Source organism: Citrobacter sp. CRE-46 (assembly GCF_059615875.1).
In genome coordinates this window covers 312,704-324,924 of record NZ_CM184341.1, presented here as the reverse complement: position 1 = coordinate 324,924, position 12,221 = coordinate 312,704, and the positions used below count along the sequence as shown (strand labels likewise).

Genomic DNA, 12,221 nt, shown 5'->3' with positions numbered 1-12,221 from the left:
GGGATCATAGAGGGTGAAAATTGACTCCTCTGTTCAAAAAATATGAACAACCTCAGAGGAGTCGGTAAGGGCTATTTGGCGAGGGTTATCGTCGCGGGAGACGCCTGTTCAAAGGCCCGTTCGAGGATTTCCAGGTTGGTAAGAACTTCAGATTCCTTGACGTAATTAGGCGTACCGACGGTCAGCGTCTGGTACAGCGCATCATAGACGCGACCGTAGTCCCCCACTTCCGGTTTCACCTCTTCTTTCACCGTAACGCCATCATCATTGACATACTCCAGCACACCAACAGAATCGTCAGCGGCGAAACCGGGTTCGCCGGGCATAATATTGGCCTTCAGGCTGGTTTCCTGCTGGTCGATACCGTACTTCACAAACGAGCCTTTGGTGCCGTGAACAATAAACTTCGGATAGTCGATTTTCACCAGATGGCTGGTTTTCACAATGGCTTTCAGGTCACCGTAGAACAACTGCGCTTCAAAGGTATCATCCGGGTTCGCCTTGTTGCGCAGACTGCGAATGTCATAGGCTACATGGTCGGGACGCCCGAACAGCGAGATAATCTGATCCATGGTGTGTACGCCCAAACCATAGAATGCGCCGTCCTGCGGCAGGCCCGGTTTGGTTTCTGCCACGGGTCGGTAGTAGTCAAAATGGCTTTCAACTTCCACTATTTCGCCCAGTTTGCCGCTCTCGATCGCTTTTTTAGCAGTGAGAAAACAGGAGTCAAAACGACGATTCTGATACGGCGTGACGGTCAGTCCTTTGCTTCGCGCCAGTTCGAACAACACTTTTGCTTCCGCCAGCGTCGGCGTGAACGGTTTCTCAACCAGCACGTTTTTACCCGCTTCCAGCGCGCGTTTGGCGTATTCAAAATGGCTATCAGCATGTGTACAGACGATCACCAGTTTTACCTGCGGATCGCCCAGCACCTCATCCAGATCGCTGGTGAAGTGAATGTGGGAATAGATCGGCGCCTGCTCTTCCGGTTTAGCGTGACGACGGAAAATATGCGCGACATGCCAGGTATCTTTACGATTCAGAACGTAAGGGAGATGGTAACGGGTGGTGCTTTTACCGAATCCAATAAATGCGCAGTGTAAGGTCATGAGACGATCCTTTTGAAGGTGATTGTTTACACCATAGCGCAAAGCGTGAGGAGACTGAATGTTGGATTCTTTGCCGGGGACAAAATGGCAAGTAAGCCAGGCTGAAACAAAACCCAAAAAAAAAGCCAGCAAAAGCTGGCTAAAATAATACTGGAAGCAATGTGAGCAATGTCGTGCTTTCAGGTTCTCCGTAGGGGTTCCCCTGAATGCAGAGCAATAATAATCATTCTCATTCGCACTTGTCTACTTCTTTTTGCAAAAAAATGCAGTTGACGGAATTTTCTTTCTCAGCGAGTGTAAATGCTCAATTAACCCTGCAGGAGATAAGGAATGAGTGAGATAGTGATACGCCACGCTGAACCGAAAGATTACGACGCCATTCGTCAGATTCACGCCCAGCCGGAGGTGTACCACAACACGCTACAGGTTCCTCATCCTTCCATGGAGATGTGGCAAACGCGACTCGCCGATCAACCGGGGATCAAACAGTTGGTGGCCTGCATCGATGATATCGTCGTGGGACATCTTTCCATTGCAGTTGCCCAGCGCCCGCGCCGCAGCCACGTCGCTGATTTCGGTATTTGCGTTGACGCTCGTTGGCAAAACCGCGGCGTCGCCAGCGCGCTGATCCGCACCATGATCGATATGTGCGACAACTGGCTGCGCGTTGACCGCATTGAGCTAACGGTATTTGTTGATAATGAGCCCGCCGTGGCGGTCTATAAGAAGTACGGCTTTGAAATCGAAGGCACCGGTAAGAGATACGGCCTGCGCAACGGTGAGTATGTTGATGCGTACTTTATGGCGCGCGTGAAATAAATTTAAGGGCGAGCCTTATCGCCCTGCTTATTGAAAGGACGCAATAGTGAAAAAGTACCTTCCCCTGGTGTTGCTGGCTACACTCCCACCAGCCTTCGCCGCTACCGTACAAAATCTCGATTCCGTACCCAGTGCCATTCAACATTCGGAAGGTAAACAGATTTTTGCTGAACAAATGGCGGGAGCAACACCTGCGAAAGGATTTGGCGAACTTCCGCAGGGATTATCCGAGAACCAGTGGATTGCCTGGGTTGCACCGAATGAGGATCCTGACAACCTGATCCTCACGGGTGCCAAAGCCTGGGGCAAGGACGGCAAATATATTGGCGTGGCCTGTTTCGCTGACAATCAGGCCGATGCCGGGCAGGCAAGGAAATATGCGGATAACAACTGTCCGGAAAACTATAGTAACGGGCGCGCCAATAAATTATATCTCGGTGTTTTTTCCTGGCAGAACCAACGGCTAGTGCCGATTGCCCGCTCGGAAAAACCGTTAAATCAACTCTCAGAGTGGAATAAAGCCGCCGAAAAAGAGAGCGATGATGAGTCCATCAGACCGCTGGCTTATTATACAAAATTGGACCTGGCACCGTACCGGATCGCACCCGAGACTCTGGCGTTCGGGGTTCGCGGCGGATACTCTGACGCATATTCCGGCGGTGGCGCATTTTATGAAGTGCTGGAGCTTTATGCGATCAAAGACAACAGAATGATCAACGTGTATTCCGACCTTGTTTATCAATATACGGACATCGCCGGAGACTGGAATAAAGACAGCACAAGGCAGCACGACATCAGCGAAAGCAAGTACATTCTCAAAATGCGCTCGGTAAAGACGCACGGATTTTATGATTTAGAGCGCGTTAACCTGCAGGATAAAAGCAGCCAAATATTCCGCTGGTCTGAATCACTGCAGCGATATGCGCCATAATTACCCCATCAGGCCTACACCGTTCAGAACGCTGTAGGCTATTGATATGGATAAAAAATATCGACCAATACTCCATCTATAACTCCAAATTATTGAATATATAAATTCTCATCTTACACATTATTTATATTCAGATTCCCCACAAAAAAACTCACTTAAAGTGAAAACTACCCGACAAGCCCTCTTCCATCGAAGAGGGCCGATCTGCTTAGTATCCCGCCGTTAAGTCATCCACGGAACGCGGGTCGGACGCGCCATACAGGGCGCCATCCGGCCCAACCATAATACTTTGCGTGCTGCCCATCGCCTCTTTCAGCGCCACTTTCTGTCCTTTTTGCTCCAGCAACTTGAGCGTGTCCGGGCTGAAGCCCTTCTCGACGCGAAGCTCATCCGGCAACCACTGATGATGGAAGCGCGGCGCGTTGGTCGCTTCGGCGACGTTCATTCCGAAATCAATGCTGTTCACTACCATTTGCAGCACAGTAGTGATGATTCGACTCCCGCCAGGGCTGCCGGTCACCAGCCAGGTTTTCCCGTCTTTTACCACGATAGTCGGCGACATCGACGACAGCGGACGCTTCTTCGGCCCGACCGCGTTGGCATCGCCGCCCACCAGTCCGTATACGTTCGGCACGCCCGGCTTGGCAGAGAAATCGTCCATTTCATTATTGAGCAGAATACCGGTATTACCCGCCACAATCCCGGTGCCGAAGGTTGTATTCAAGGTATAGGTCACCGCCACGGCATTGCCGTCTTTATCCACCACCGAGAAGTGGGTGGTCTGGTTGCTTTCATACGGGGCGAGCTTGCCCGGTTTTATCTGGCTGGAAGGTTTGGCCTTGTTGATATCAATTTGATCGGCCAGCGTTTTCGCATAGGCTTTGTTGGTCAGCGCCTGCCACGGCACTTTCACAAAGTCCGGGTCACCCAGATACTCTGAACGGTCGGCATAGGCGTATTTTTCCGCTTCCGCCATGATTTGCATGGCATCGGCGCTGCCAAAGCCGTACTTCTTCATGTCGAAGTTTTCAAGAATATTGAGAATTTGCACGATGTGAATACCGCCCGAGGATGGCGGCGGCATGGAGAAGACCTGATACCCGCGATAGTCACCACTGATGGGCGTACGCTCAACGGCTTTATAGCTGGCTAAATCCTCTTTGGTCATCAGACCGCCGTTCTTCTGCATTTCGCCGGCAATCTGGTCGGCAATCGCCCCATTATAAAACGCATCCGGGCCGTTTTCGGCAATCATTTCCAGGCTTTTCGCCAGATTCTTCTGGACCAGCTTATCGCCCTTCTTCAGCGGCTCGCCGTCTTTCCAGAAAATGGCTTTGCTGTTCTCATGATTAGGGATCACTTCGCTGCCGTAAGTTTTTAAGTCGTCGGCCAGCGCATCGTTAACCACAAAACCCTCTTCCGCCAGCTTCATCGCCGGACGCACTACTTTATTCAGCGGCATCGTGCCGTATTTCTCCAGCGCCAGCGAGAAACCCGCCACGGTACCCGGCGTACCGGATGCCAGATGCGACGTCAGCGACTTTTTCGCATCGGCGTTACCCTGATCGTCGAGGAACATATCACGGGTCGCGGCAGCAGGCGCCATTTCACGAAAATCAATCGCCGTAGTGTTACCATCTTTGGTGCGCAGCAGCATAAAACCACCGCCGCCCAGGTTCCCCGCCTGCGGATGCGTCACCGCCAGCGCGTAACCAACGGCGACTGCGGCATCAACGGCATTGCCCCCCTGTTTGAGGATATCCACCCCGACCTGGGTGGCTAACGCATCCACCGAGGCCACCATTCCCTGCTGCGCACGCACGGGATGGAACACATCTTCCTCGACACCGTAGGATACCGGCGGTGGTGCTGCCGGCGCGGCAGCAACGCTAAAACAACTTCCTGAGAGCAGAGCAGCAATGGCTACCCGGCGTAAAAACGTCGGTTTTATCATCGTTATTCTCCAGATGTATGGGGTCGGCCCCCACTAAGCCTGGTGCATAACTCTGAAATAATCATCGTAACGGCGAGAAAGGAGTAAACTTAAGCGATCCCCGAGAGGAGAAAAGCGATGAAACGACTCTTACTTTTAGCCATGCTATTGCCGTTTGCAGGCTTTGCACAGCCCATCAACACCATGAATAACCCGAATCAACCGGGTTACCAGATCCCGAGCCAGCAGCGTATGCAAACCCAAATGCAAACGCAGCAAATTCAGCAAAAAGGGATGCTCAACCAGCAGTTGCAAACGCAAACCCGCATGCAGCAACAGCATATGGAAAACCAAATCAACACCAATTCCCAGCGAGTCCTTCAGTCCCAGCCTGGAGAGTTGAATTCGGGTCAACAGCAGATGCTGCCCAACAGCAACGGTGGCATGTTGAACGGAACCCGCAACCCGGACAGTTCGCTGAATAAACAGCAACATATGCTGTCGGAGAAAAAGAACGGCGACATGCTGAAGCCCTCCAGCACGCCGCAGCCTAACGTTCCGTTAAAAACGATTGGGCCTTAATAGGGTTGAAAATCCGGTCCTATCGTATCAATAGCATCGGTACAGATGCAGTCCACTCCCCAGCGCAGCAGCTCTGCCGCGCGCTGGGGTCGGTTGACGGTATAAACCAAAATACGTAGCCCCGCGTCGCGCAACGCATCCACGCGCGCTTCATCCAGCAGCTTATGATTAAGATGAATCGAGACGCAGCCGAGCCGGGTAGTGAGTTCGCGCCAGTCGTCACGCCATTCATCAAGCAGTAAACCGCGCGGCAGTTCTGGAACCGCCTGCTGCGCCGCTTCAAGCGCGTCAATTTCAAAAGACGACAACAGCGGCGGCGTCATCCCCGCCCACAGTTCACGCGCGGCCAGCGCCACGACTTTGCCGGTTAGCGTTCCGGTGCCGGTTGTGGGTTTAATTTCAATATTCGCCATCATGCCGTGCTGACGGCAGCGCGCGGCCACTTGCGAGAGCAGCGGCAGCGGTTCGCCTTTAAACTCGACGCTAAACCAACCGCCTGCGTCCACGCGTAATAGATCCTGCCAGTTCTGTTCACCCGCCACGCCCCAGCCGTTACTGGTCCGTTCGAGATTGTCGTCGTGCAGCAAAAAGATCTCGCCGTCTTTCGACAACTTAGCGTCAAACTCAATCATGGTATGCCCGTATCGCGCCCCCACGTCGATCGCCGCCAGGGTGTTTTCCGGAGCCAGCTTACCGCCGCCGCGATGGGCGACAATGTGGGGATAATGCCAATTACTCATACGCGTTGTCCTGTTTCGCCATCAAAAAGATGCAAATGATTTTCTGGCAGATGCAGCCACAGCGTGCTGCCTGCCGTCGGGCGATGCTGATGCGCCAGTCGCACCACCAGCTTTTGCTCGCCCCAGCGCCCGTGCGCCAGGTTATCCGCGCCCAGCATTTCCAGCGTGTCGACAACCAACGGCACACCGCCATCGGCCTGCGAGCTTAACGCAATATGCTCCGGGCGGATACCCAGCGTCATGTTACGCCCAATACACTCCCGGACGCTCCTGGCGATGGGCAAAGTCATGCCGTCATCCAGTTCAAAATGCGTACCCGAAGCGCTAATACGCCCATCCAGCAGGTTCATCGCCGGGCTGCCGATAAAGCTCGCCACAAAGCGGCTGGCAGGTTTCTCGTACACTTCAACCGGCGTACCGATCTGCTCGGCAATGCCTTTGTTCATCACCATCACCCGCTGGGCGAGGGTCATCGCTTCAACCTGATCGTGCGTCACATACAGCGAGGTGGTTTTCAGTCGGCGATGCAGATGTTGTAACTCCAGACGCATCTGGACGCGCAGCTTGGCATCGAGGTTAGAAAGCGGCTCATCGAACAGGAATACCGCCGGATCGCGAACAATCGCCCGTCCCATCGCCACGCGCTGACGCTGGCCGCCGGAAAGTTCGCGTGGGCGACGTTTGAGCAGTTCACCCAGTTCGAGAATACGTGCCGCCTCTTTCACCCGCTCGGCAATATGCTCCTTACCCATTCCACGGATCTTCAGCCCCCAGGCCATGTTTTCTTCTACGCTCATATGCGGGTAGAGGGCATAGTTCTGGAACACCATCGCAATGCCGCGATCTTTCGGCTCCATCTCGGTGACGCGCTTATTATCGATCCAGATATCGCCGCCGCTGACCCGCTCCAGCCCAGCCACCATCCGCAGCAGCGTAGACTTGCCGCAGCCGGATGGCCCGACCATCACGATAAACTCACCGTCCGCAACGTCCAGCGTCAGCGGTTTAATCACCTGGGTTTTGCCATCCCAGCTTTTGGTTACTGCCTGTAGTTTTAAACCAGCCATTTTATTTCTCACTGTCCACTAAACCACGCACGAAGGCACGCTGCATGGCTAACACGATGATTACCGGAGGGATGAGCGTCAGCAGCATGGCTGCCATCACCTGATTCCATTGGGTGGTACCTTCGCCGGTGGCGATCATGCCTTTGATGCCCGCTACCGCAGTGCCCAGGTTGACATCGGTAATAATTAACAACGGCCACAAATACTGGTTCCAGCCGTAAATAAAGGTGATCACGAACAGCGCCGCCAGATTGGTTTTTGACAGCGGTAGCACGATATCGCGGAAAAAACGCATCGGTGACGCGCCGTCAATACGCGCCGCTTCAACCAGCTCATCCGGCAGGGTCATAAAGAACTGACGGAACAGGAAGGTCGCGGTAGCCGACGCCATCAGCGGCAGCGTCAGGCCCGCGTAGCTGTCGAGCATTTTCAGGTTGGCGATCACTTCTACCGTCGGGAAAATACGCACCTCAACCGGCAGCATCAGGGTGATGAAAATCATCCAGAAGAACAGATTGCGCAGCGGAAAGCGAAACCAGACGATGGCGAACGCGGAGAGCATAGAGACGGTGATTTTCCCCACCGTAATACTGAACGCCATGATGAAACTGTTGAGCATCATCAGCCAGAACGGCGCGCTGTTGACGCCCACGCCGTTGACCCAGATGTATTTCATGTTTTCCAGCAACTGCGTGCCGGGAATCAGCGTCATCGGCGTTTCAAATACCGCTTTGTTGTCCAGCGTCGCCGCGACAAACGCGACGTACAACGGGAACAGGATCACCATGATTCCCAGCATCAGCATGGTATGGCTGAATATTGTCAGCCCACGACGGTTCTCAATCATTGGTAACGCACCTTACTTTCCACATAGCGGAACTGCACCACCGTCAAAATAATGACCAGGAACATCAGCACCACCGACTGCGCGGCTGACGCAGAGAGATCCAGGCCGACAAAGCCTTCACGATAGATCTTATAAATCAACGTCGTGGTCGCCTGTACCGGCCCACCTGCCGTGGCGGCGTCGATCACCGGGAAGGTGTCAAAGAAGGCATACACCAGATTCACCACCAGCAAAAAGAAACTGACCGGCGCAATCAGCGGTAGCGCCAGTTTAAAGAAACGGCGAATCGGCCCTGCGCCATCAATCGCGGCGGCTTCGATCAACGACCGGGGAATAGATTGCAGTGCGGCAAAAAAGAACAGGAAGTTGTAACTAATCTGCTTCCAGACCGACGCGAACACCACCAGAAACATGGCCTGACCGCTGTTTTGCGCGTGATTCCAGTCATAGCCAAACTCAGCGAGCAAATGGGTGATCAGCCCGCGACCCGGGTTAAACAGGAAGATCCACAGTACGGCGGCAACGGCGGGCGCAACGGCGTAGGGCAACAGCATCAACGTCTGGTAAAAACGGCTACCGCGCACGACATAATTCACCAGCGCAGCAAAAAACAGCGACACCAGCAGGCCGCTTACCGTAACCAGCGTACTGAACTTTATCGTCGTCCAGAACGAATCAAGGTAGTACGGGTCATGGAACAGCGCGACAAAGTTTTCCAGTCCGACAAACTGGCTGGAAAGGCCAAAAGGATCAACGCTTTGTAGCGAGTACCACAGCGCTTCACCGGCGGGCCAGATAAAGAAAATAACGGTGATAACCAACTGCGGGGCCACCAGTAAATAGGGAAGCCAGCGCGAGCGAAACACCGGACGGGATGAGGACATTGAGGTTTGATTCCTGAACAGCGCCAGATGGCGCTACGCTTATCCGACCTACGCGCATTTGTAGGCCGGGTAAGGCGCAGCCGCCACCCGGCATTTCACATTACGATTTGGTCGATTGCTCAAAGCGGCGCAGTAACTGATTGCCACGCTCAACCGCGGCATCCAACGCCTGCTGTGGGGTTTTCTTTCCGGTCCACACGCTTTCCAGCTCTTCATCCACGATGGTACGGATCTGCGGCATGTTGCCCAGACGCAGCCCTTTAGTGAACGGTAACGGCGGTTTGTTCAGCATCTGACGGGTGGCGATATCGGCCCCGGGGTTCTTATCATAGAAGCCCTGCTCGCGAGTCAGATCGTACGCGGCGGTGGTGATCGGCAGATAGCCGGTTTTCTGGTGCCATTCGGCAGCAATCTCTGGTTTCGCGAGGAAGTTAAGGAATTGCGCCACGCCTTCGTAGGTGGCTTTGTCTTTGCCCTGCATCACCCACAGACTGGCTCCACCGATAATCGCGTTCTGCGGTGCGCCCTTCACATCGGCATCGTACGGCATCATGCCGACGCCATAGTTGAATTTGGCGTAGTGGCGGATGTCGGCCAGAGAACCTGAAGAAGCGGTGGTAATGGCGCAATCCCCGTTGTAGAACTTCTCGGTGGATTCATCTTTACGTCCAAAGTAGCTGAAGTCGCCCTTTTTATTCAGCTCTTCCAGTAGTGCAATGTGTTTCACCTGCTCCGGCTTATTGAACTCCAGCACCGCATCAGTGCCGTCAAAACCGTTGTTTTTGGTGGCGACCGGCAGGCCGTTCCAGGCGCTGAAGTTTTCAATCTGGATCCAGCCCTGCCAACCGCTGGCATAGCCACACTTCATACCTGCGGCTTTCAGCTTCGCGGTGTATTCCGCCAGATCCTGCCAGGTTTTTGGCGGTTGCTCAGGGTCTAAACCGGCTTTTTTGAAGGCGTCTTTGTTGTAATACAGCACCGGCGTGGAGCTGTTAAACGGCTGGGAGAGTAAATGTCCGCTTTTCGAGTCAGTGTAATAACCGGAAACCGTCGGCACGAACTGAGATTCATCAAAGTTAATACCGGCCTCTTTGAATACTTCATAGACCGGTTTAATGGCTTTCGAGGCCATCATCGTTGCCGTCCCCACTTCATAAACCTGCAGCAGCGCAGGCGCGTTTCCGGTACGGAAGGCGGCAATACCTGCGCTCAGGCTTTGCTCATAGTTGCCTTTATACTGTGGAACAATTTTGTAGTCGGGATTGGCGGCATTAAAACGTTGCGCCAGTGAATCAACTTCTTTACCCAGTTCGCCTTCCATTGAGTGCCAGAACGGGATGGTGGTGACTGCCAGCGCCTGACCTGCAAATGCCAGGCTAAGTGCCAGTCCTAAAGCTGTATGTCGTAACGATATCATCGGTTATCTCTCTTGTTGTGCCGGATGCGCGATATCACGCGTTTTATGCTCGCGGGGGTAACATGACATGCTCGAATGACAGAAAAATAACTTTTTTATTACAAAAAAAAGATAGTAAGGCGACAAACAGATGGCAAGGCGGTGAAAGCGGAGTGACAGGAAAATGCGGGGTGGAGCACAACAAAGCCGGGGAGGTGCCTTACCCGGCCCATAAAAAGATTTGCCGTACAGATGAGATCACTCAGGCTGTGCGAACGTAAACTCCAGCGCCAGTCCCAGGACCTGCATACCGTGGATATTATCTTCCGGCGATATCGCCGCCAGACTTTCCAGAAACTTGAGCCGTCGCGACTGGGCGTTAATGATGAGCTTTCCTCGTAACGCAGGAAGCTTCAGCGAAGTGATGGGATAAACCACACGGCCAACGACTTCAACCGGCAGCTTGCGTAAGTCGACCTGCTGCAGCACACCAACAGAAGAGTACAGCAATGCAACAGGCGTAACGGCAAGCAACGGCGCGCTACTGATACTCACGAAATCCAGAAGTAGCTCGGGGCGCAGATAGTGCAGTCCATTAAAAGAGACCGTGACACCGTCTATTGCGGGCATGGGCAGCACGTCAGTTTGACGCGGTAAATCATTCATTCAATTACCATTGACTCAAGATATACATCAAGCCGTTGATTATGCAGCAAATAACCAATACTTGCTGGGACAAGGCTCGCAATACCTGCAGATTTAGCTAGCGACGTTACCTGACACGCTGCCCATTGACTCCGGTAACGTTAATCCCGACGCCAGCGTCGCTCAAATTCATTCTGTAAACGCTGCTGTTCCCGCCGCTCACGTTCACGTTGGATATCTGATTTTTCATCTTCCCAGCCAGGGCATACCGAGCTGGTGAATACTTCGCAGGGCGAGCTGGATTGTGCCAACGGGTTGGCCGGTTTCTCTTCCCAGATAGATGGATCGCGCGGGTCGAACGTTTGCGGTTCCAGTGCCTGAACACCAGATGCAAACGCCAATAACAGAGTTCCAATCATCATGCAGGTACCTGAACGTATCATCCTTTCTCCATGTTCATGTTATTATTGATAACCATTCTCAATAATAACATAACGCGATAATAAAGGGGCCATCAGGCCCCTTAGCTCTTAAGAGAAATCTTAACCGCCCAGATAAGCGCTACGCACCGCTTCATTCGCCAGTAGCGCATCGCCGGTGTCTTCCAGTACCACATGACCGTTTTCCAGCACGTAGCCGCGGTCGGCGAGTTTCAGCGCCTGGTTGGCGTTCTGCTCGACGAGGAAGATGGTCATCCCCTGCTCGCGCAACTGCTCGATGGTATTAAAGATCTGCTGGATGATAATCGGCGCCAGACCCAGCGACGGCTCATCAAGTAACAATAGCCGGGGCTGGCTCATCAGCGCACGACCTATCGCCAGCATCTGCTGTTCACCGCCGGACATGGTACCCGCACGCTGAATGCGACGCTCATGCAGGCGCGGAAACAGGTCATACACCCATTTGATACGTTCCTGAAACTGGTCCTTCTCGGCAAAGAAACCGCCCATCGCCAGGTTCTCTTCCACCGTCATGCGCGAAAACACACGACGCCCTTCCGGGACGATCGCCACCGCTTCACGCATGATTTTAGCCGTTTGCCAGTCGGTAATGTCTTTACCATCAAAGACAATGCGTCCGCTGGTCGCGCGTGGGTCGCCGCATAACGTACCGAGCAGGGTGGTTTTCCCCGCGCCGTTGGCACCGATAAGCGTTACGATTTCACCCTGATTGATATACAGGCTCACCTCGTGCAGCGCCTGAATTTTGCCGTAGTGGGCACTGACTTTATCGAACGATAACATCGCCTTATCCATAGTATGCCTCGC

Annotated in this window: 13 protein-coding genes; 3 read left to right on the top strand and 10 right to left on the bottom strand. The window is 53.6% G+C overall.

Annotated features, from left to right (window positions below):
• Nucleotides 1-71: 71 nt before the first annotated feature.
• The gene (locus AC534G_RS01545) at nt 72-1,109 is read right to left on the bottom strand and encodes an oxidoreductase (protein WP_110496613.1); all 1,038 of its coding nucleotides are present in this window, start codon (nt 1,107-1,109) and stop codon (nt 72-74) included.
• A 330-nt stretch (nt 1,110-1,439) separates the two neighbouring features.
• Here AC534G_RS01545 and yhhY point away from each other — a divergent pair, with 330 nt between their 5' ends.
• Together yhhY and AC534G_RS01535 are read left to right on the top strand one after the other, a co-directional pair.
• Nucleotides 1,440-1,928 carry an N-acetyltransferase gene (gene yhhY, locus AC534G_RS01540; RefSeq protein ID WP_069323786.1) on the top strand — a complete coding sequence of 163 codons (489 nt, stop codon included), beginning with the start codon at nt 1,440-1,442 and terminating at the stop codon, nt 1,926-1,928.
• 46 nt (nt 1,929-1,974) lie between these two features.
• Nucleotides 1,975-2,859: a hypothetical protein gene (locus AC534G_RS01535; RefSeq protein WP_110496611.1), complete on the top strand. Its 885-nt coding sequence runs from the start codon at nt 1,975-1,977 to the stop codon at nt 2,857-2,859.
• Between the two features lie 208 nt (nt 2,860-3,067).
• Here the strand turns inward: AC534G_RS01535 and ggt are convergent, their stop codons facing one another.
• Entirely contained in the window at nt 3,068-4,813 is a 1,746-nt protein-coding gene (gene ggt / locus AC534G_RS01530) for a gamma-glutamyltransferase (protein ID WP_110496609.1), read from the bottom strand.
• Nucleotides 4,814-4,930: 117 nt separating this feature from the next.
• On the opposite strand from ggt, the gene AC534G_RS01525 reads away from it, so the two are divergent.
• Entirely contained in the window at nt 4,931-5,374 is a 444-nt protein-coding gene (locus AC534G_RS01525) for a DUF2756 family protein (RefSeq protein WP_038634965.1), read from the top strand.
• On the opposite strand, the gene ugpQ is transcribed toward AC534G_RS01525, so the two are convergent.
• The 8 genes from ugpQ to livF form a co-directional block, all read right to left on the bottom strand.
• Nucleotides 5,371-6,114: a glycerophosphodiester phosphodiesterase gene (ugpQ, locus tag AC534G_RS01520; protein WP_496594477.1), complete on the bottom strand. Its 744-nt coding sequence runs from the start codon at nt 6,112-6,114 to the stop codon at nt 5,371-5,373. The two genes, AC534G_RS01525 and ugpQ, sit on opposite strands and share 4 nt — an antisense overlap.
• Nucleotides 6,111-7,181, bottom strand: a complete 1,071-nt coding sequence (locus AC534G_RS01515) for a sn-glycerol-3-phosphate import ATP-binding protein UgpC (protein ID WP_085049028.1) — start codon at nt 7,179-7,181, stop codon at nt 6,111-6,113. Before AC534G_RS01515 ends, ugpQ begins: the two co-directional genes overlap by 4 nt.
• Before the next feature lies 1 nt (nt 7,182).
• Nucleotides 7,183-8,028: a sn-glycerol-3-phosphate ABC transporter permease UgpE gene (gene ugpE / locus AC534G_RS01510; RefSeq protein ID WP_006687455.1), complete on the bottom strand. Its 846-nt coding sequence runs from the start codon at nt 8,026-8,028 to the stop codon at nt 7,183-7,185.
• On the bottom strand, nt 8,025-8,912 hold the full coding sequence (gene ugpA / locus AC534G_RS01505) for a sn-glycerol-3-phosphate ABC transporter permease UgpA (RefSeq protein WP_069323777.1): 888 nt from the start codon (nt 8,910-8,912) through the stop codon (nt 8,025-8,027). The genes ugpE and ugpA overlap by 4 nt, the downstream gene beginning before the upstream one ends.
• Nucleotides 8,913-9,012: 100 nt before the next feature.
• Complete coding sequence (gene ugpB / locus AC534G_RS01500; protein ID WP_016154831.1) at nt 9,013-10,329, bottom strand: sn-glycerol-3-phosphate ABC transporter substrate-binding protein UgpB; 1,317 nt, start codon at nt 10,327-10,329, stop codon at nt 9,013-9,015.
• A gap of 237 nt (nt 10,330-10,566) precedes the next feature.
• Nucleotides 10,567-10,974: a dTDP-glucose pyrophosphorylase gene (locus tag AC534G_RS01495; RefSeq protein ID WP_085049030.1), complete on the bottom strand. Its 408-nt coding sequence runs from the start codon at nt 10,972-10,974 to the stop codon at nt 10,567-10,569.
• Between the two features lie 140 nt (nt 10,975-11,114).
• A complete protein-coding gene (locus AC534G_RS01490) occupies nt 11,115-11,396 on the bottom strand; it encodes a hypothetical protein (RefSeq protein ID WP_069323776.1) in 282 nt (93 codons plus the stop codon).
• Between the two features lie 99 nt (nt 11,397-11,495).
• The gene (gene livF / locus AC534G_RS01485; RefSeq protein ID WP_087856271.1) at nt 11,496-12,209 is read right to left on the bottom strand and encodes a high-affinity branched-chain amino acid ABC transporter ATP-binding protein LivF; all 714 of its coding nucleotides are present in this window, start codon (nt 12,207-12,209) and stop codon (nt 11,496-11,498) included.
• Nucleotides 12,210-12,221 lie beyond the last annotated feature (12 nt).

What these genes read in the sequence shown, in the direction of transcription:
- AC534G_RS01545 (WP_110496613.1), bottom strand. Translation starts at nt 1,109, where the DNA reads ATGACCTTACACTGCGCATTTATTGGATTCGGTAAAAGCACCACCCGT.
- yhhY (WP_069323786.1), top strand. Translation starts at nt 1,440, where the DNA reads ATGAGTGAGATAGTGATACGCCACGCTGAACCGAAAGATTACGACGCC.
- ggt (WP_110496609.1), bottom strand. Translation starts at nt 4,813, where the DNA reads ATGATAAAACCGACGTTTTTACGCCGGGTAGCCATTGCTGCTCTGCTC.
- AC534G_RS01525 (WP_038634965.1), top strand. Translation starts at nt 4,931, where the DNA reads ATGAAACGACTCTTACTTTTAGCCATGCTATTGCCGTTTGCAGGCTTT.
- ugpQ (WP_496594477.1), bottom strand. Translation starts at nt 6,114, where the DNA reads ATGAGTAATTGGCATTATCCCCACATTGTCGCCCATCGCGGCGGCGGT.
- AC534G_RS01515 (WP_085049028.1), bottom strand. Translation starts at nt 7,181, where the DNA reads ATGGCTGGTTTAAAACTACAGGCAGTAACCAAAAGCTGGGATGGCAAA.
- ugpE (WP_006687455.1), bottom strand. Translation starts at nt 8,028, where the DNA reads ATGATTGAGAACCGTCGTGGGCTGACAATATTCAGCCATACCATGCTG.
- ugpA (WP_069323777.1), bottom strand. Translation starts at nt 8,912, where the DNA reads ATGTCCTCATCCCGTCCGGTGTTTCGCTCGCGCTGGCTTCCCTATTTA.
- ugpB (WP_016154831.1), bottom strand. Translation starts at nt 10,329, where the DNA reads ATGATATCGTTACGACATACAGCTTTAGGACTGGCACTTAGCCTGGCA.
- AC534G_RS01495 (WP_085049030.1), bottom strand. Translation starts at nt 10,974, where the DNA reads ATGAATGATTTACCGCGTCAAACTGACGTGCTGCCCATGCCCGCAATA.
- AC534G_RS01490 (WP_069323776.1), bottom strand. Translation starts at nt 11,396, where the DNA reads ATGATACGTTCAGGTACCTGCATGATGATTGGAACTCTGTTATTGGCG.
- livF (WP_087856271.1), bottom strand. Translation starts at nt 12,209, where the DNA reads ATGGATAAGGCGATGTTATCGTTCGATAAAGTCAGTGCCCACTACGGC.